Raw genomic sequence first — 16,886 nt, forward strand, 5'->3', positions numbered from 1 at the left:
CCGCACGATGCCGACTCCGGTCCCGGGCGGTTCACCGCCCGGGACCGGAACCGTTCAGACGCCCGGACGAGCAGGAACGAGCAAGCCATGAGCCAGCTCCGGTCTCCCGGCCAGGTCACCGGAACCGCCAGACGGTTGCTGTCCGGAGCGGCGCGTGCCTCCGCGGTCCGGCTGGCGGCTGTCACCACAGCCGGAGTGGTCTCTGCGGGAGCCGCCATCGCGCTCCCCGCCGTACTGGGACGCACACTCGACCTGCTGCTCGACGGCGCCGCGAACGCCGGGCCGTGGCTCGCGCTCTGCGCCGCGCTGATCATCGCCGACATGCTGAGCGACAGCGCATCGGCGCTGCTCACCGGGACCGTCAACGCCCACACTGCGGCCTGGATGCGCGGACGTGCGCTGCGGCACCTGCTGGCGGCCGGACCCCGCGGAGCCGCACGCTTCACCCCGGGCGATCTGGTGACCCGGCTGACCGGCAACGCGACGGAGGCCGCCGTGGCCCCGGCCACGGCGGCTGCCGCCCTGCCGGCACTCGCCCTGCCGATCGGCGGCCTGGTGGCGCTGCTGCTGATCGACGTATGGACGGCGGTCGCCTTCCTGGCCGGAGCGCCGGTGCTGGTGCTGCTGCTGCGCGCTTTCACCCGCGACACATCCGACGCGGTGTCCCGCTACCAGCGGGTCCAGGGCGACATCGCCACCCGTCTGGTGGAGGCGCTCGGCGGAGCGCGCACGATCGCGGCGGCCGGTACACAGGAATGGGAGCGTGCCCGGGTCCTGACTCCGCTGCCGGAACTCGGGCTGCGCGGACGCCAGGTCTGGCGGGTGTACGGGACGGCCGTCGCGCGTGCGGCGGTCCTTGTGCCGCTGCTGGAGACGGCGGTGCTCGCGGTCGGCGGACTGCGTCTCGCGGCCGGGGAGCTGACGGTGGGCGAGCTGCTCGCCGTGTTCCGCTACGCCGCCTTGGCCGCGGGCGTCGGCGCGGTCGTGGGACAGCTCGGCGCGCTGGTGCGCAGCCGTGCGGCGGCCCGCCGTACCGCGGAGCTGCTGACCGTGCCCGCCATGCGGTACGGGACCCGCAAGCTCCCCGAAGACGGCCCGGGGCGGCTGGAGTTCCGGGAGGTCACGGTCGCCCGTGAGGGGCGCCCGGTGCTGAGGAACGTGAATCTGGTCGTGCCCGGTGGCGCCACGCTCGCCGTGGTCGGACGGTCCGGCGCCGGCAAGACGGTGCTGGCCGAGCTGGCCGGACGGCTCGCAGACCCCGACGCCGGGGTCGTACTGCTGGACGGCATACCCCTGGCCGAGCTCGAACGGCAGGCACTGCGAAGGGACGTGGGCTACGCCTTCGAACGCCCCGCGTTGTTCGGTGCGACGGTGGCCGAAGCGCTGGCCTTCGGCCCGTACGAGCCGGACGGGCCCACGGTGACGGCTGCGGCCCGCGCGGCGGGCGCCGACCCGTTCGTCCGCCGTCTCCCCACCGGCTACGCCACCCCGCTCGGCGACGCCCCGCTCTCCGGAGGCGAAGCCCAGCGTCTCGGCCTGGCAAGGGCCTTCGCCCACGCCGGCCGGATGTTGGTGCTGGACGACGCCACATCGAGCCTGGACAGCGTGACCGAACGCCAGGTCGTCCGGGCCCTCCTGCACGACGTGCGCCCCGGTACCCGGGTGGTGATCGCCCACAGGGCGTCGTCCGCCGCCCGCGCCGACCTGGTGGCCTGGCTCGACGGCGGCCGGATCAGGGGCCTCGGACCGCATTCCGCGCTGTGGGCGCTGCCGGAATACCGGGCGGTGTTCGCGGCGGAGAGCGGTGAAGGCAAGCCCGACGACTCACACCCGCGGGGAGCGCGATGACGGGGCAGGGGAGTGCATCGGTGGCGACGCCGACGGCGACCGAGAAGGAGGCCGTCCCGCCGGGAGCCGCCGGGGCGGCACCGCTGCGAAGCGCCCCGCCCAGCACCCGCCGCAGCACCGGGAGGGGAGCGCTGCGGCGGGTGCTGGGCAGGGCGGTTCCGTTCCTCGCGCCGCGCCGGCGGGTGCTCCTGGGCCTCGCCGGCTGGTCGCTGCTGGAGTCGGGACAGACCTTCCTGGGCGGATACGGCGTTGCCAAGGCACTGGACAGCGGGTTCCTCGCCGAGCGGCCGGGCGTGGGCATCGGCTGGCTGGCGGTCGCCGCCGTGGCGATCGTCGCGGGTGGGGTGGCCACGGACCGGATGTTCCACAGGCTGGCCGAGCTGGTGGAACCGCTGCGGGACGGGCTGGTGCGCCGGGTCGTCACCGGTGCGCTGAGTGGCCTCGCGTCCGGGGCCGGTGACCGCAGGGCGGTGTCCCGGCTGACGCACCAGACGGAGGCGGCCCGGGACGGGTTCGCCGGGCTGGTGCTGGTCCTGCGGTCGTTCGTGTTCACCGCCGCGGGCGCGCTGCTCGGCATGCTGGCGCTCGCCCCCGCGCTGCTGCTGGTGGTGCTGCCACCGCTGGCCGTCGGCCTGGTGCTGTTCACCGCCGCGCTCGGCCCGATGGCCGCGCGGCAGCGGGAGTTCCTGCACACCGATGAGCAACTCGCCCAGCGCTTCGCCGAGATCGTGCCGGGTCTGCGGGACGTGGTCGCCTGCGGTGCGGAGGCGCGAACGGCCGATGCGGCGGATGAGCTGATCGACGCCCAGACGCGGGCCGCGCGTTCGCTGGCGCGCTGGGCCGCCGTCCGCACGCTCGCGCTCGCGCTGTCCGCGCAGCTGCCGATCGTGCTGCTGCTGGCCGCCGCCCCCTGGCTGCTCCGCCAGGGAGTCACCGCCGGGGCGTTGCTGGGGGCGCTCACCTATCTGACGCAGGCGCTGCTGCCCGCCCTGCACACGCTGATGACCGGTCTGGGGGCGGCCGGCACCCGGCTGCTGGTGATCCTGGACCACCTCACGGGCAGCCGCAGCGCGCCCGACGGCCACCCGTCAGCCGAGCCGGACGACATGGACGGGGAACGGGTGCCGGCGCGCGCTCCGCGTGTGGAACTGCGGTCGGTCTCGTTCGCGTACGGTCCGGGCGCGCGGCCCGTCGTGGATGCGCTGGATCTCGTCGTGGAGCCCGGTGAGCACCTGGCCGTTGTCGGGCCCAGCGGTATCGGCAAGTCCACACTGTTCGCGCTGATGGCCGGACTGCTGGTGCCGGACAGCGGAGAGGTGAGGGTGGCCGGGTCGCCGGTGCGACGGCGACCCGGCCGGTACACGGCGGCGCACACGCGGGTCCTGATACCGCAGGAGGCCTATGTGTTCACGGGCAGCCTGCGCGAGAACCTGCTGTATCTGTGCCCGGACGGGGGCCCCGGGACCGCGGCCGTGGAGTCCGCCGCGGCGGCGATCGGCCTCGCACCCGTGGTGCACCGGCTCGGTGGCCTTGACGCGCCCGTCGACCCGGGCGCCCTGTCGCAGGGGGAGCGGCAGCTCATCGCACTGACCCGGGCGTATTTGTCGCCCGCCCGGCTGGTGCTGCTCGACGAGGCGACCTGCCACCTGGACCCGGGCGCCGAGGCCAACGCCGAACAGGCCTTCGCCGCACGCCCCGGGACCCTGATCGTGATCGCCCACCGCCTCACCTCCGCGCGCAGGGCTTCCCGCGTTCTGGTCCTGGACGGCGTACACGCCGTGTCGGGCTCCCATGAGGACCTGCTGGCCCGTTCCGAGCTGTATCGGGACCTCGTGGGCCACTGGGAGGGCGAGACCGGCCCCGAAGCCGGGGGCGACGCCGGGACGGGCCTCGGGGCCGGGCGGGCCACGGACGACTGAACGCCACCGTCCGCCCGGCCCCGAGGCTCAGACCCAGCCCGCGTGCTGCGAGATCCGAATCGCGTCCACGCGGTTCCGGGCCCCTGTCTTACGGGTGATCGCGGACATGTAGTTGCGGACGGTTCCCCCTGAGAGATGCAGGCTGCGTGCGATCTCGGCGACGGTCGAGCCCTCGGCGGCCAGCCGCAGCACGCTCAACTCGCGCGGGGTCAGCGGCATCTCGGCCGCCTGCAGGAACCCGAAGGCGAGTGACTCGTCGATGAAACGTTCCCCCGCAGCGACACGCCGGATTCCTTCGAGTAGTCGCTGGGGGCCACCGTCCTTGCTGACGTACCCCAGTGCGCCCGCGTCGAAGGCGCGCCGCAGCAGACCGGGCCGGGAGCCCGTCGCGAGCACCAGCAGGGCGGCGCCCATCCCGGTGATGCGCCGGGCGAGTCCGGCCACCGTGCCGAGCATGGTCGATCCCGGGCAGTCGACGTCCACGATGCAGACGTGGGGCCGCAGCGACTGCGCCTGTACGGCCGCGGAGCGCCAGGTGGAGGGTATGACCTCGAAGTCGCCCTCCCTCCCCAGCAGGGCGGTCAGTGCCGACCGCATCAGGCTGGTGTCGTGCACGAGCAGTACCCGTATCAACCCCGTCGCCTCCTGTCGCGTGTGCGCGGAGCTTCTTTGCGCCGCACACATCCGGTCATTCAGTCGTACAACCGGTGCCCCGTGGCGAGGCGGCTAGTCGGTCCTGGGGAGGCACGGGAGCGCACGGTTCCCACCCTGTGCGCCGGGGCGTGCGCAGGCGCGCCCTCTCGCGCGTGAGCGGTTTACGAGCGCTCCTCGTAGTGGTGGCCGGTGCGTCCCTCGTCCGTCCGGGCACCGGCCGGCACCGCCGACCTGCGCGTTCGTCCGGCTCGCGATCACGGCTCCGGCCCCACTTTCCGGGAGAGCCCCACCGAAACCACGGGCCAGGACGATGTCGGTCACGGTGCCGCTCATCGGTGCCCCCTCGGATCGCCGGTCGCGGCCGGGCGGCGGCAGCCTTGTCGGCGCGGTGCGCCCGCAGGATCTGCCGCAGGGCGATGACCGCCGCGACGGTGGGGGACCGGGTGCCGCCTTTACCCATAACCGAACCGTACGGTACGGTTCGGTTATGGGTAACGTCAGCAAGGCCGCCGAGCGGCGTCAGCGAATCCTGCGGGCAGCCGGGGTCGTCTTCAGCGAACATGGATACGCAGGGGCGTCGATGGCGCAGATCGCCGCAGCCGCCGGGGCGTCGAAGGAGACGCTGTACAGCTATTTCGGCGACAAGCTCGGCTTGCTGCGCGAGGCCCTGACCTCGCTCGTCCAAGCCCCGGACCGCGCAGCCACCCCCGCGCTGTCGGCGCAACCGGCGTCTCCCGAAGAGTTCGAGTCATTGCTGGGCGACATCGCGCAGGCCCTGGTGGCGGACCTCATGCAGCCGGCCTACCTCGCGCTCGCCCGGGTCGTCGTCGCCGAGACACCGCGTACCCCCGGCCTGGCGGACCAGTTCAAGGCCGCCGTGGCGGACCGTGCCATCGGCGAGGTGGCGGCGGTCCTGAACGCGGGCAGGGAGCGGGGTCTCGTCGACCCCGACATCGACACGGAGCCGGCCGCGCGAGCCCTGATCGGATCCTTGCTCACCTACGTCCTGCTCGACGGACTGCTGCGCCACCCGTCAGCGATCCAGCCACCCACCGCTGACGCCATTCGGGCACAAGTGGCCCTCTTCCACCGCGCAGTCCGCGCACCCCACCACCCGGACCGGGAGACCTCATGACCGACCGCATCACCGACCCCGCGGCGGCACATGCCGCCGACAAGGACATCAAGACCAGCTGGACCCGCGCGCGGCTCATCGAGCCCTCGACCTCCGGCTTCGTGCACATTGGTGCCGGCAGCGGAGCCTGGCGCACTCCCGTGGTGCTCCCTCGGGGGCGGCGTCGGAGGATCCTGGCCGCGATGCACGTGGCGGCGGCCGAACTGCTGGGCGACCCGCGTGTCACTCGCGCCGACGTGTTCGAGGCGTTCATCCGCCCGCCCGGCCGGCGTTCGCACGGCCCCGGCCAGGATGTGCCGGATGCGGACTTCGACGCCGTCCTGCTCGTCGAGACCGTCGATGTCCACGGTGCCGAGGAAGTCCTGCGCGCAGCCACGGTCACCAGGCTGCAAGCCGAGCTCGACCGGACCGCTCGACGTTCGCTGGTGTTCGCCGGGTCCAACGCCCGCCGCATCGACCGGGTCGACCACGAACGGCAAGGTGTCTTCCTGTTCAACTACTTCTCGGCGGACGACGTCGACACCAACCTGTACGCCTGGCAGTACACCGCAGGCTGGTTCCAGGACGAGACGGGCCTCGACAACTCGACCGTCCTGCGGCCCGCCGAGTCGGGGAAGGCCCCCTACAGTCTGGTCAACCACTGCCGGTGGGACCGGATGAGCGACGTCATGCCCTCGCTCGTGTTCAAACCCAGCTTCCGCAAGTTCGTCCTGCGCACCTTCACCGAGAACCGGGTGGCCGCGCGCCCCATCTTCTACAGGCTGCACCGAGCGAACTGACGCGCTCTCACGCCGCTGTCAGGCCGCGCTCGGTGTTCACGACACCGGGCGCGGCTCGCAGGCGGCGAGGTCCTCCGATCGCGGCACCGGACCGTGCTCGCCCATCGCCGCCTGGAACCAGGCCTCCGGGAAGCCCTACCCCATGCCCGTCGCGATGCCGAAGCTCCCGCGGGAACCCTCCGGCGTCGCGCGGGTTCCCTGTGATCAGCGTTGCTCCAGGGTGGCCTGGATGGCGGGCGCGAGGGTGTCGATGATCTGTTCCGCGGTGAGGACGGTCACGGCAGGCAGGCGCAGCAGGTATCGGGTGAGGCCGAGACCGAGGAGCTGGGCGGAGATCAGGCCGGCGCGGGCGGCGGTGCGTTCGGGGCCGAGGGCCGCGGTCAGGGCGGGGGAGATCTGCGCGGCGAAGATCTCGTGCATCCGGGTTGCGGCCTGGTCGTTGGTGACGGCGGAGCGCAGCAACAGCAGCAGGGCATCGCCGGTGGGGTCGTCCTCCCAGCGGTGGAGGAAGTGCCGGACCAGGGTGCGGGCCAGGTCGTCCGCGGGAACGGCGGTGAGGTCGGGCAGGCGCAGGTCGATGGCGAGGGCGGCGTCGAAGAGCTGCGCCTTGCTCCCGTAGTAGCGCATGACCATCGAAGGGTCGATCTCGGCGTCTGCTGCCACGGCGCGGATGGTGGTGCGTTCGAAGCCCTGGGTGGCGAAGCGGTGGCGCGCGGCGTTCAGGATGGCGGCCCGGGTGTGGTCGGAGCGCCTGGGCGGTGCGTTCTTCTCAGCGTCCTGCATCATGCCTACGAGTGTAGGCAAACATGTGTTGACTTCTCAAGCGTCAGGGGTGCACTCTAGTCAACAGGTGATGGCCAACGCTTGTAGGCCATCTGGCCCGCACTCTTACGGAGGCGTCATGAACACAAGCATTCCCGTACTGCCCTCCCACACCGAGGTCGCCGTGGTCGGTGCCGGTCCCACCGGCCTGGCGCTCGCCGTCACCCTGGCGTCGGCCGGTATCGACTTCGTTCTCGTGGACAAGCAGGCCGAGGGTGCCAACACCTCCCGTGCGGCCGTGGTGCACGCCCGCACCCTGGAGGTGCTCGACGAGCTCGGCGCGTCCCGCGAACTGATCAGCCGCGGAGTCAGGCTCACCCGCTTCACCGTCCGCGACGGTGCCCGACGGCTGATGACCGTTCCCTTCGACCGGCTGCCCACACCCCACCCGTACACGCTGATGGTTCCGCAGTACGAGACCGAGGCCGTGCTGCTGGACCGGCTGCGTGCCCTGGGGGGCGACGTTCACCGCCCCTTCGAGGTCTCCCGCGTCACCCAGGACGACACCGGTGCGACGCTCACCATGACCAGCGGCGAAACCCTCCGCGCCCATTACGTGGTCGGCGCGGACGGCATGCACAGCGCCGTACGCGAAGCCTCCGGCATCGGCTTCTCCGGCGGCTCCTACGCCGAGTCGTTCGTGCTGGCCGATGTGGTGATGGACTGGGCGCCGGGCCCTGAGGAGGTCTCCCTCACCTTCGGCCCCGCCGGTCTGCTGGTCGTCGCACCGCTGCCCGGTGGCCGCTACCGCATCGTCGCCACCGCCGATCACGCACCGGAGAACCCCGACCTTCCCTTCGTCCAGCGGCTGCTGGACGAACGCGCCCCCGGTCAGGGCGCCATCACCGGCCTTGTCTGGTCCTCCCGTTTCCGGCTGCAGCACCGGGTCGCCGACCACTACCGGGCCGGGCGACTCTTCCTCGCGGGCGATGCCGCCCATGTGCACAGCCCCGCAGGCGGCCAGGGCATGAACACCGGCATCCAGGACGGCTACGCGCTCGGTCGCGCCTTCGCCAGCGACACCCTCGACGGTTATGAGGCCCAGCGGCGTCCGGTCGCCGAACGGGTGGTCGCCTTCGCCGACCGGATGACCCGCATCGCCACCACTCGCAACACCACCGCACGCCGCCTGCGCAACGTCGCGCTGCGGCTGCTCGGCCACACCGGATTCCGCACGAAGCTCGCCACCGAACTCGCCGAACTCGACTACCGCTGAACCGAACGGCCGGGGACCGGATCGAGACACCCCGTGGCCGGCACACCGACCGCCGCCCTGCGGGTACGGCAGTCGAGGGCCACGCTTCGGACCCGGCACGGCCGGTCCGCGGAGGCCACGGGGAGGGGGAGGGGAGAGGAAGCGACGGTGGAAGAGGCCGCGCTGCCTCAGGGCCGGTCATCGAGCCGGGCCTGCCGCGAGCGTCGCGTTCGGTGGGCCCGCGTCGAACGGGGCCCACCGGACACGGTCTACGGCCAGGCGTTCAGCTCGGGGAGCGCCGTGGCCGGGTCGCCGTCCGCGACGGGCAGGGACGGGTGCGGTCGGCCGCAGATCCAGGCGGCCAGCGCGCGCAGCGAGCCGCGGACCACGACCGGGCTCGCACCCTCGGTCGCGGTGGACCACTCCTCGCCGGTGTCCTCCGCGTTCAGCACGACGCCCTGCGGCAGCCGGTGCTGGAGGAAGGTGACGACATGCGAGGAGAGCGCGGTGCTCCACTCGTCGGAGCCGTAGCCGACGGTGAGGTCGACGGTGTGCAGCTCGGTCTCCCGCCACCAGGCCAGCTGGGTCGCGAACAGCGGCGAGTTCCGGTAGGAGCAGGGAAGCTCCCAGCCGTCGGGGCCGAGCGCGTCCCACGCCTCATCGAGCGCGGTCAGGCCCTCTTCGAGCTGCTCCCGCAGCCACTCGGCCGGACGGCCGTGCAGCTCCTCGATTCGCCGGTCGCGGGTGGGCCGCCCGCCGTCGTACACCTCGATCGTCCTGCCCTCGGCGGCGTACCGCGCCTGGCGGGCGAACGCCCGTGACAGGTCGGCGAGATGGATGAGGACGTGACCGCGCGTCCAGCCCGGCAGGTGGATCGACTCACGTGCGCCCTCCTCCGTGATCTCCGCAGCGGCGGCGCGCAGCCGGTCGTGCGCGGTGCTGATCTCCTTGAGCCGCTCTGGGACGTCGACGCCGCCGTACTCGTACGCCGTGTAGTCGATGGTGGTGCTCATGAGGGGTCCCTTTCGAGTTCCGTCGTCTTCCCTCCGGCCGGGGACTCCTGCTCCTGCGGCATGAACGCGTGGATCCAGCAGAGGATGTCCCGGATGACGTGGTGGTCCTTGTCGGGCCGGAGAGCGCCGATCTGGTGGTACATCACCCCTTCGCTGGGCGGACCCAGGAAGGCGATCCGGGGCTCGACACTGCCATCCGCCCGGACCGGGTGGAATTCCGGGGTGAGGTCCAGGCCGCCGGGGACGAAGTCCGCTTCTCCGACGCCGGGGTTGGACCACTTCCGGACGATGCCGCGGCGCAGCAGATGGGGGTAGACGGCCATGACATCGCGCTCGGCGTCGAAGCCGTGGACCCGCGCGTCGACGAGGGCGTCGGCGAACCGCTCGGCGCCGGTTGCCGGGCCGTCGACGCGGAACAGGCCGCGCTCCTCGTCACACGAGAGGCGGGCACCGGGGCCGACCGAGATGTCGACCCGGCCGCTCTTGATGAGCGCGGTGACCTTCTCCATGGCCTCCGCCGAAGCCCCCCTGGCACAGCCGGTTGTGGTGCGGGGTGTAGACGCCGGGGAAGGTGCGGTGCGAGGAGGCGAGCAGACCGCCGAAGTCGACCACCTCGATGACGCCGCCGCGCATGTCGCGCCAGGCGGCGTCGTCGGCGGCCTTGGCCGGGTTGCTCAGGTTGCCCTGGGCGGCCCAGCGGATGTCCCGGTCGAGGAAGTCGAGGAAGGTCTCGACGTACTCATCGGGGCTCGCGTAGCCGTTCGCCGGTACGGCCTCCGGGTAGAGGACCGAGGTGAAGCGGAGCGAGTAGTAGACGATGGCCTCGGCGCCGACGGACCCGACCCGCATGACGGACGACGCCCCGGGCGCCGGCCACCCGCCCCCGGGTCGCCGGCGCCCGGGGCCATCCCATGACTGGGCAACCCCGCAGTCGCGGCTGTCGGCGTGCTCGCCTCCGCCACCGGGCCCGGCCCGACCGACGGCTGTCACGAGGTCAACGTGACCCGCTCCGGCCGACGGACCGACAAGTGACCGCGGGAGCCCGTCGGCTCCCGGCCGTATGTCCCCCATCAGCCCCAGGGGCCCGGATCACGTGACCACAGTTCCTGGAGAACGGCGCCGTCATCAGCCGCACGCTGCCGTCATCAGCCGCACGCTTCGGATGGCTCCGTCAGTGACCGGCCCTTCGGCGGACCGTACCGAAGATCACCGCGGCCCCGAGGGCGAGCAGTGCTGCGCCGCCGACGACATACCGGGTCGTCGAGCCGCTGCCGCCGGTCTCAGCGAGGCTCTCACCGGCGCTCATGGCGTCCGGAGAGTTGCCGGACTTCAGCGCCGCGGTGGTGGGGGTGCCGGACGGCCGCTTGTGATGGCGGTGGTCCGGTGTGGGACCGCCATGGCCCCCGTGGTCCACCGTGGACCTGCCTCTGCCCGCCTCGATCTGCTCGTCGGTCGGCGCCGAAGCGGTCGGTTCGGAGGCGGTCGGTTCGGAGGCGGTCGGTTCGGAGGCGGTCGGTTCGGAGCTTCCGTCGTCCTCGTCGAACACCACGTCAGAGCAGGTGTAGAAGGCCTCCGGTGAGTCCGAGCGCTGCCATATCGAGTAGATCAGATGTCGCCCGGACTTGGCCGGGACCGTCCCGTCGATGACGTAGTCGCCGTCCACCAGCTCCGGATCGGTGGCCTGCGCGAAAGGCTTCTCCTCCAGGTCCGACCATTTCAGCGGCTGCGTCGGGTCGTAGCTGTCCTTGGTGATGTACAGCTCGAAGGAGCCCTTGTGCGGCGCGGTCGCCTTGTAGCGGAAGGTGTGGCTGCCCGAGACGATATTCGACGCCGGCCAGTCGGCACGCGGCAGGTCCAGCCCCTTGTACTTGTCCCGGCCCGCGCTGCACAGCTCACCGTCGGGGATCAGATCCTGGTGGTTGCCCGCGGCGTTGGAGATGTTGACCTCGTTCCAGTCGTAGAAAGCCTGCGTGCCGCTCGCGGCGACCGCCGCCTTGCACGCGTCCGAGTCCGGGCTCTCCGGGTTCTCGGCGTAACAGGCGGCCACGCGACTCACGGGGTCCGTCATGGATCCGTGTGCGGCAGCCGGCGAAGCGGTCAGGCCGGTCATCGCAAGCGGGGCGATACCCAGGGCGACGACAACGGTCGCTTTGCGGCGAGGGGTCATGGTGGGTACTCCTTCAGCAGTGTTGGCTGGGGGAAGGACGCCGGACAGAACTCGGCTCCGGTGGCACGGCGCCGCAAACGGCAGCGGTACCGGATGGAGCTGAACCGGTCCGGCGACCAGCGAGCTGGAAGCGTGTCCAGATGGGCCGGCTCGTTCCGGACGGGACATGCGGGCCATCGGACGGAGGAGCGGCCGCCGCTGCGCCGGGTGCCGGGCTTCAACCCCACCTGGAGGGGCCTTTTCGCCCTAAACCGTCAACCTGCTTCGGGTGGGTGTACCCGGCCGCAGATGGAACGGCTCACCGATGACGCACCGTTCGGCCAACGGTCAGCCGTGACGCAAGCGCTGTCCGGAGTTGATCGGTTCGGTGTCCCTGACGGTGGGCCTGTCGGCCCCCGACAGCCTGTGCCAGCCGGCAGAGCCATGACGGATCTCGCCGCGCGCCTTGGTATGCGGCCGGGGGTTGGCCGAGGACGGGACGGACTCCTCCCCCGGGTCCCCCGGGGCATGGCTGTCCGCCGAATCCGTGGTGTCGGACGACGGCGCTTCGGAGGCGCCCACCGTACTGCTCGGGTTGATGTCAGGGGCTGGGCCGTCCGAGGTCAGGTCACCGGCCGAGGCACAGGCCCAAGCGCTGGGACCCTGAACGGCGAGCAGATTCTCGGCGACGGCGATCTGCTGGTCCTTTGTCGCAAGGTCGGCGCGCTCCGCGTACTCCAGGCCGCCTGCGGCCTCCCAACTGGACTGTGCGAACTGCAGGCCGCCGTAGTATCCGTTGCCGGTGTTGATCGACCAGTCGCCGCCTGACTCGCATTCGGCGACCTTGTCCCAGGTTTCGACCGAAGCGGCAGAGGCTGAGGTGCTCGCCATCAGCGGCAGGGCGGCCACGGTACCGGCGGTGCTGACGAAGGTGGCGAATCGGGCGAACTTCTTCGATACGCGACGATGCTTACCCATGGAGTTGATGTCCTCACCGATGCCTGCGAGGTTAGCTGTCGGGTTCGGACGTGAGTTGCCCGGCCAGACCGCGACGTGCGGTGTCAACGGCTTCACCCCGAGCCGGACCGGTCGCGACCGGCGCACGCGCTGCTGAGGCGCTACGCGGCATATGGTCGGCGGTCCGGCGGAAGACCTTGGGTCCCCCGCTCCTGCCAGCGGCGCTTTCGCGTCGTTTGCTTCCGTCGGTCGGTGGCAGGACTCGGCGTTCCGTTCCGACGGGGATCGCTGCTGCGAATGGCGAAACACTAAGCGCACCGTGCGTGGAGATCAAAGGTGCCGGCCCCGGACGCCGACGGCGCGGGCTTGCTTGGCGTATCGCAAGAACTGCAGGTCAGGAGGCGGCTGTCGGAGTTCCGTGAGCGCCCGTGCCGGCCTGCGGAGAGATCCATGTCACAAGGGCGAACCTGTCTGTGAAGCCGGATTGGCGTATTTCTTTTCGGGACGGCGCTGTTGGGTCGATGAGCCTTCTGTCGGCGTTACCGCATCGGCCCGTGGCGACACGGAAGACATCCTCGCCGGAGGTTCGTCAGATCCCTGTCCGCGACGCCCCCGGTCGCATCCGATCCACCTTCGGGTGCGAGCGTCGAATAACCGTGCCGGTGTCGACTCCGCGGCGATGCGCGCCGCACTCCGGACGAGCCGCCGCGCCTTGAGCAGGCATGCTGAATCTGCGGGTGTGCCGCGAATCCTCAGCCTGTTGTGCTGTATCCGGGTCCGTCTGAACGTCTTTTGCGAACATCACGGACACCGGGTCTGCGGTCGAGTCGAGAACCGGGCACGTCACACGGACATAGGTCGCATATACCGCACTTTGCGGGGATGAGGTCGATTGTATTGTCCTGATCTGATCCATATCCTCCCCCTGGGGGAGGTGCGGCGTGAGGACGTCGTGACCGTCTTTCCCCACAGTTGGATCGTGTATGGTCGCCGCTTCAGACGCTGGAGGGCGCTATCGCTTCGGAGTTCCCCGAAGGAGGACCAAGGGACTCCCGGACTTCCGAGGCATTGAACTAGTGCATTGTCAGTTCCTGCATCAAGGAATTCGCTACCAGGGATTTCAGGTATGCCCCGTAACTCACCCCCCTACGGCATGTGGAGCGCGGTTCGGCCGGCTGCCGTACTCGCCGCATTGTTGTTGATCCTGGCAGTGGTCCTCGTGTACTCGCCGGATGCGTCGGCAGCGCCGTTCGCCGACCCGATCCCCGGCTCCCCTCTCGACGCCCGTCAGAAGGGGTTTCCGTATGACGTCGGCGTCCACGAGATCGCCCGGTTGGCGGCGCTCGTCGCCTACGGGCTGATGGTGGCCGCCGTGGTGTTCGGCGTGGTGTTGCGGCTGAGGTTCATGCAGCACCGGGTCAATCGGGCCACGATCCACGGGGCGCATATGACGCTGGGTCTGTCCGCACTGATCTTTGCAGTCGTGCACGGAATGACCTTCCTCTACCAGCCCGTCTGGGGCATGGGTCCGACAGAACTCATCGTGCCGTTCGCCGGAGGGCTCCAGAGGATCCCCGTGGGGCTCGGAATCCTGGGGACCGAACTGTGCATCGCGGTCGGCTGCTCTGTGTTGCTGCAGCGCAGGCTCGGCTACCACCGCTGGCTCAGGTTCCACCAGCTCGCCTACGCCGCATTCCTGCTGATATGGCTTCATATCTTCCTGGTGCACCCGGAGCCGCGCCGGCCAGGTCTCGTCGCGGCCACGGTCGCAGGCGGTGCGGCCGCCTGCCTGCTGGCGTTCCTGATCAGGGTCTTCCCGTCGCGCTCCCGATTGCGCGAGCCCACCACCACCATCACTCCGGAGGTTATGCCGTGACGATTCCCGCCCGGGGTGTCCAGCCCGGACCCCTCCTCGGCTCTCACGGCCAAGGCGCCCCCTTCGCAGCGCCCAGGCGGTCCGCCGGCACCCCCCGCCCCCACAAGAATCGGACGACACAGGCCGTGCCCGGCCACCGCCCGGCGAGCGGCGGCGGGTCTGTGGTCTCCGGCGGCCAGCCGCCGCAGGGCCCGCCTGCACGGCAGCAACCCACGGATCCGGCCCCGGCGTCCGGACCGACCGCCCCGTCGCTTGTCCCCGGTTCGGCGCCGGTGCGGCTCAGTGTCGACAACAGCCGCTGCCACATCTACGGCATCTGCCAGCAAGAGGCCCCCGAAGTCTTCCGCATCTCGCAGAGCGGCTCGCTGCACTACTCGCGAAACGTGCCCGCAGAGTCCTCGGCGAGGGCCAGGCAGGCGGCACGCTGCTGCCCGATGCAGGCCATCGAGATCAGCGGGGCCGCCAAAGACAAGCCGCGGCCGCCGCACGGTACGGGCGGCGGCGCCACCCGCGCGAGTCGGCGGCGCATCGTCGTGGCGGGGGGTGGTCTCGCCGGCCTCAGCGCAGCGACCCGGCTGCGTGAGCGCGGCTTCGACGGGGAACTGGTGATCGTGGGCGAGGAGCGCCGAAAGCCCTACAGCAGGCCTCCGCTCTCCAAGCAGTACCTCTCCGGCAGCCTCCAGACGGAGCAGTTGGCCTTTACTGCTGATGAGGCCGTCGATGCGCAGTGGCTGCTGGACACCCCGCTGGTGAGCCTGGATGTGCACGGCAGGTCGGTTCGGCTCAGGGGCGGCGAGCGCCTGCCGTTCGACGGGCTGGTGCTGGCCACGGGGGTGGACGCCAAGCGGCTACCCGAAGTGCCGCTGTTCAGCGATCGCATACGGACCATTCGGACCCTCGAGGACGCCGCGGTGGTGCAGCGTGCCATGCAGGTGGCGAGAGCCCGCCGGGTCGTCGTCGTGGGCGGCGGGTTCATCGGTTGCGAGCTGGCCTGCACCGCCCGTCGGCTGGGGATGGACGTCACCCTCGTGGTGCACAGTGCCCCGCTGCTCCGCCGTGTGCTGGGGCCACGTGTCGGACAGGTCGTCGGCGCGATCCAGGAGCGTGCTGGAGTCGAACTGAGGCTCGGCACGGGCATCGACGAGTGGCGGGACGAAGGGGACGGGCTGTCGCTGAGGCTGGACTCGGGGGAGATCCTCGAGTGCGACTTCGTCGTTCTCGGCCTTGGCAGCGTGCCGCGCACCGAGTGGCTGCGCGACAGCGGACTGGAGGTGTCCGACGGGGTGCTCTGCAGTCCGACCTGCCACGCGGTGGACGTACAAGGGGGCACGGTGCCGTGGATCGTCGCCGCCGGGGATGTGGCCCGGTGGCCCAACGCACTCTTCGACACCATGCCCCGTCGCGTCGAGCACCTCATCCACGCAGTCGAGATGGGGCAGCACGCCGCCGACTCGCTCCTGCTCGGTCCCGGCAGCGCGGGCTGGTTCACCCCCGTACCGCGTTTCTGGTCGGAGCAGCACGACGTCCGGATCCAGGCCGTGGGCATGCCCGCGCTGGGAGACGACGTCACCGTGGTCGAAGGCTCGCTGCGCAAGGAGCGGTTCGTGACCCGCTACACCCGGGCAACCCCGCGCGGGCACCAGATCGTGGGCGCGGTTGCGTTCGACATGCCGCTGGAACTGCTGCGGCACAGGGACTCGATCGGCCGTATCCTCGCCCAGCGGACCCCAGCAAGGGCCGGGAGGTCCTGATGGCCCGCCGCCGTGCCCCCCGTGCCCAACGCAGACGCCGAGCCAGGCAGCCGCTCCACGCCGGACAGCTGCATCACGTGCTCAGCCTGCCCGCGCGTCTTCGCATGCGCTGGCTGGTGATATCGGTCATCATGACGGTCGCCATGGGTCTCTACGCACACGTAATGATCACCGCGAAACCCATGCCCCCAAGCGAGGCCCCAGCGAACACGACCGAGGGCATTGTCAGGTCGAGTGTGGTGTCGGGCGCGTCGGCGGAGCCGACCGGAGTGGTGGCGTCCGGCTCAGGTCGCGGTGGATGGACCCGCGGTGCCGGAGATCGGTCCCAGATCACGAAGTGACTTGCCGGCCCGGGTCAGTGAGATGTCGTACCCCATCCTGTCCGCGTATCCTCCACGGCCGCAGAAGTCGGCCTGCCAGTCGATGCAGAACAGGGCCGTCCGGTCTGGGGCGGTATTGCCGTCGAAGGGCCACCTGTAAGGGCTCGCGTCGACATAGCTCATGGCTTGTCACTTCCCGCTTCTGAGAGTGGGCGACAGCGCTCCAGACGGAAGCTACGGCCCGGTGCGGAATTCGCGGCCAAACCATGCTATCCAAGGCGTTTGACTCCGGCACCCCGACCGAGCATGGCGCGTTCGCGGAATCCGGCCCGAAACGCTCCAGTGCCCGGGCCGAGATGCATACGACGTTCGACGGGCCGGGGCAAGCTTGAGCCGGTGCTCTCCAGTCCCCTTCTTTATCCGACGGCCTCGACACCGGCAGCCCGGACGGCCTCGGCCCGACGACGAGTC

15 protein-coding genes and 1 riboswitch are annotated in these 16,886 nt (G+C 71.0%); of the genes, 7 read left to right on the forward strand and 8 right to left on the reverse strand.

All coding sequences use genetic code 11. The features are described 5' to 3' along the window. Positions 1 to 87 precede the first annotated feature (87 nt). Both V1460_RS05395 and V1460_RS05400 read left to right on the forward strand, forming a co-directional pair. The gene (locus V1460_RS05395; protein WP_338672462.1) at positions 88 to 1,848 is read left to right on the forward strand and encodes an ABC transporter ATP-binding protein; all 1,761 of its coding nucleotides are present in this window, start codon (positions 88 to 90) and stop codon (positions 1,846 to 1,848) included. Then, the gene (locus tag V1460_RS05400; RefSeq protein WP_407077402.1) at positions 1,845 to 3,767 is read left to right on the forward strand and encodes an ATP-binding cassette domain-containing protein; all 1,923 of its coding nucleotides are present in this window, start codon (positions 1,845 to 1,847) and stop codon (positions 3,765 to 3,767) included. Before V1460_RS05395 ends, V1460_RS05400 begins: the two co-directional genes overlap by 4 nt. Positions 3,768 to 3,794: 27 nt before the next feature. Here the strand turns inward: V1460_RS05400 and V1460_RS05405 are convergent, their stop codons facing one another. Further along, positions 3,795 to 4,364 (reverse strand): response regulator transcription factor, encoded by a 570-nt coding sequence (locus V1460_RS05405; protein ID WP_338677909.1) that lies wholly within the window; start codon positions 4,362 to 4,364, stop codon positions 3,795 to 3,797. Between the two features lie 544 nt (positions 4,365 to 4,908). On the opposite strand from V1460_RS05405, the gene V1460_RS05410 reads away from it, so the two are divergent. Both V1460_RS05410 and V1460_RS05415 read left to right on the forward strand, forming a co-directional pair. After that, positions 4,909 to 5,556 (forward strand): TetR family transcriptional regulator, encoded by a 648-nt coding sequence (locus tag V1460_RS05410; protein ID WP_338672464.1) that lies wholly within the window; start codon positions 4,909 to 4,911, stop codon positions 5,554 to 5,556. Next, positions 5,553 to 6,335, forward strand: a complete 783-nt coding sequence (locus V1460_RS05415; protein ID WP_338672465.1) for a hypothetical protein — start codon at positions 5,553 to 5,555, stop codon at positions 6,333 to 6,335. The genes V1460_RS05410 and V1460_RS05415 overlap by 4 nt, the downstream gene beginning before the upstream one ends. A 204-nt stretch (positions 6,336 to 6,539) precedes the next feature. Here the strand turns inward: V1460_RS05415 and V1460_RS05420 are convergent, their stop codons facing one another. After that, complete coding sequence (locus V1460_RS05420) at positions 6,540 to 7,121, reverse strand: TetR family transcriptional regulator (RefSeq protein ID WP_338672466.1); 582 nt, start codon at positions 7,119 to 7,121, stop codon at positions 6,540 to 6,542. Between the two features lie 115 nt (positions 7,122 to 7,236). Here V1460_RS05420 and V1460_RS05425 point away from each other — a divergent pair, with 115 nt between their 5' ends. After that, positions 7,237 to 8,373: an FAD-dependent monooxygenase gene (locus V1460_RS05425; protein WP_338672467.1), complete on the forward strand. Its 1,137-nt coding sequence runs from the start codon at positions 7,237 to 7,239 to the stop codon at positions 8,371 to 8,373. A gap of 248 nt (positions 8,374 to 8,621) precedes the next feature. Here the strand turns inward: V1460_RS05425 and V1460_RS05430 are convergent, their stop codons facing one another. The 5 genes from V1460_RS05430 to V1460_RS05450 all read right to left on the reverse strand — a co-directional run bounded on the left by V1460_RS05430 (position 8,622) and on the right by V1460_RS05450 (position 12,489). Further along, a complete protein-coding gene (locus V1460_RS05430; protein ID WP_338672468.1) occupies positions 8,622 to 9,365 on the reverse strand; it encodes a maleylpyruvate isomerase family mycothiol-dependent enzyme in 744 nt (247 codons plus the stop codon). Then, complete coding sequence (locus V1460_RS05435; protein ID WP_338672469.1) at positions 9,362 to 9,874, reverse strand: hypothetical protein; 513 nt, start codon at positions 9,872 to 9,874, stop codon at positions 9,362 to 9,364. Before V1460_RS05435 ends, V1460_RS05430 begins: the two co-directional genes overlap by 4 nt. Further along, positions 9,798 to 10,214 (reverse strand): hypothetical protein, encoded by a 417-nt coding sequence (locus tag V1460_RS05440; RefSeq protein WP_338672470.1) that lies wholly within the window; start codon positions 10,212 to 10,214, stop codon positions 9,798 to 9,800. The genes V1460_RS05435 and V1460_RS05440 overlap by 77 nt, the downstream gene beginning before the upstream one ends. Positions 10,215 to 10,536: 322 nt before the next feature. Then, positions 10,537 to 11,532, reverse strand: a complete 996-nt coding sequence (locus tag V1460_RS05445; RefSeq protein ID WP_338672471.1) for a lytic polysaccharide monooxygenase — start codon at positions 11,530 to 11,532, stop codon at positions 10,537 to 10,539. 327 nt (positions 11,533 to 11,859) lie between these two features. Further along, positions 11,860 to 12,489 carry a transglycosylase family protein gene (locus V1460_RS05450; RefSeq protein ID WP_338672472.1) on the reverse strand — a complete coding sequence of 210 codons (630 nt, stop codon included), beginning with the start codon at positions 12,487 to 12,489 and terminating at the stop codon, positions 11,860 to 11,862. A gap of 5 nt (positions 12,490 to 12,494) precedes the next feature. After that, a riboswitch (cyclic di-AMP (ydaO/yuaA leader) is annotated at positions 12,495 to 12,702 on the reverse strand. Between the two features lie 892 nt (positions 12,703 to 13,594). Between V1460_RS05450 and V1460_RS05455 the strand changes: the two genes are divergently transcribed. Both V1460_RS05455 and V1460_RS05460 read left to right on the forward strand, forming a co-directional pair. After that, entirely contained in the window at positions 13,595 to 14,344 is a 750-nt protein-coding gene (locus V1460_RS05455) for a ferric reductase-like transmembrane domain-containing protein (protein ID WP_338672473.1), read from the forward strand. A gap of 272 nt (positions 14,345 to 14,616) precedes the next feature. Then, the gene (locus tag V1460_RS05460; protein WP_338672474.1) at positions 14,617 to 16,095 is read left to right on the forward strand and encodes an FAD-dependent oxidoreductase; all 1,479 of its coding nucleotides are present in this window, start codon (positions 14,617 to 14,619) and stop codon (positions 16,093 to 16,095) included. 284 nt (positions 16,096 to 16,379) lie between these two features. Here the strand turns inward: V1460_RS05460 and V1460_RS05465 are convergent, their stop codons facing one another. Next, complete coding sequence (locus tag V1460_RS05465) at positions 16,380 to 16,598, reverse strand: hypothetical protein (RefSeq protein ID WP_338672475.1); 219 nt, start codon at positions 16,596 to 16,598, stop codon at positions 16,380 to 16,382. Between the last annotated feature and the right edge of the window lie 288 nt (positions 16,599 to 16,886).

Source organism: Streptomyces sp. SCSIO 30461 (assembly GCF_037023745.1).
Lineage (GTDB): Bacteria > Actinomycetota > Actinomycetes > Streptomycetales > Streptomycetaceae > Streptomyces.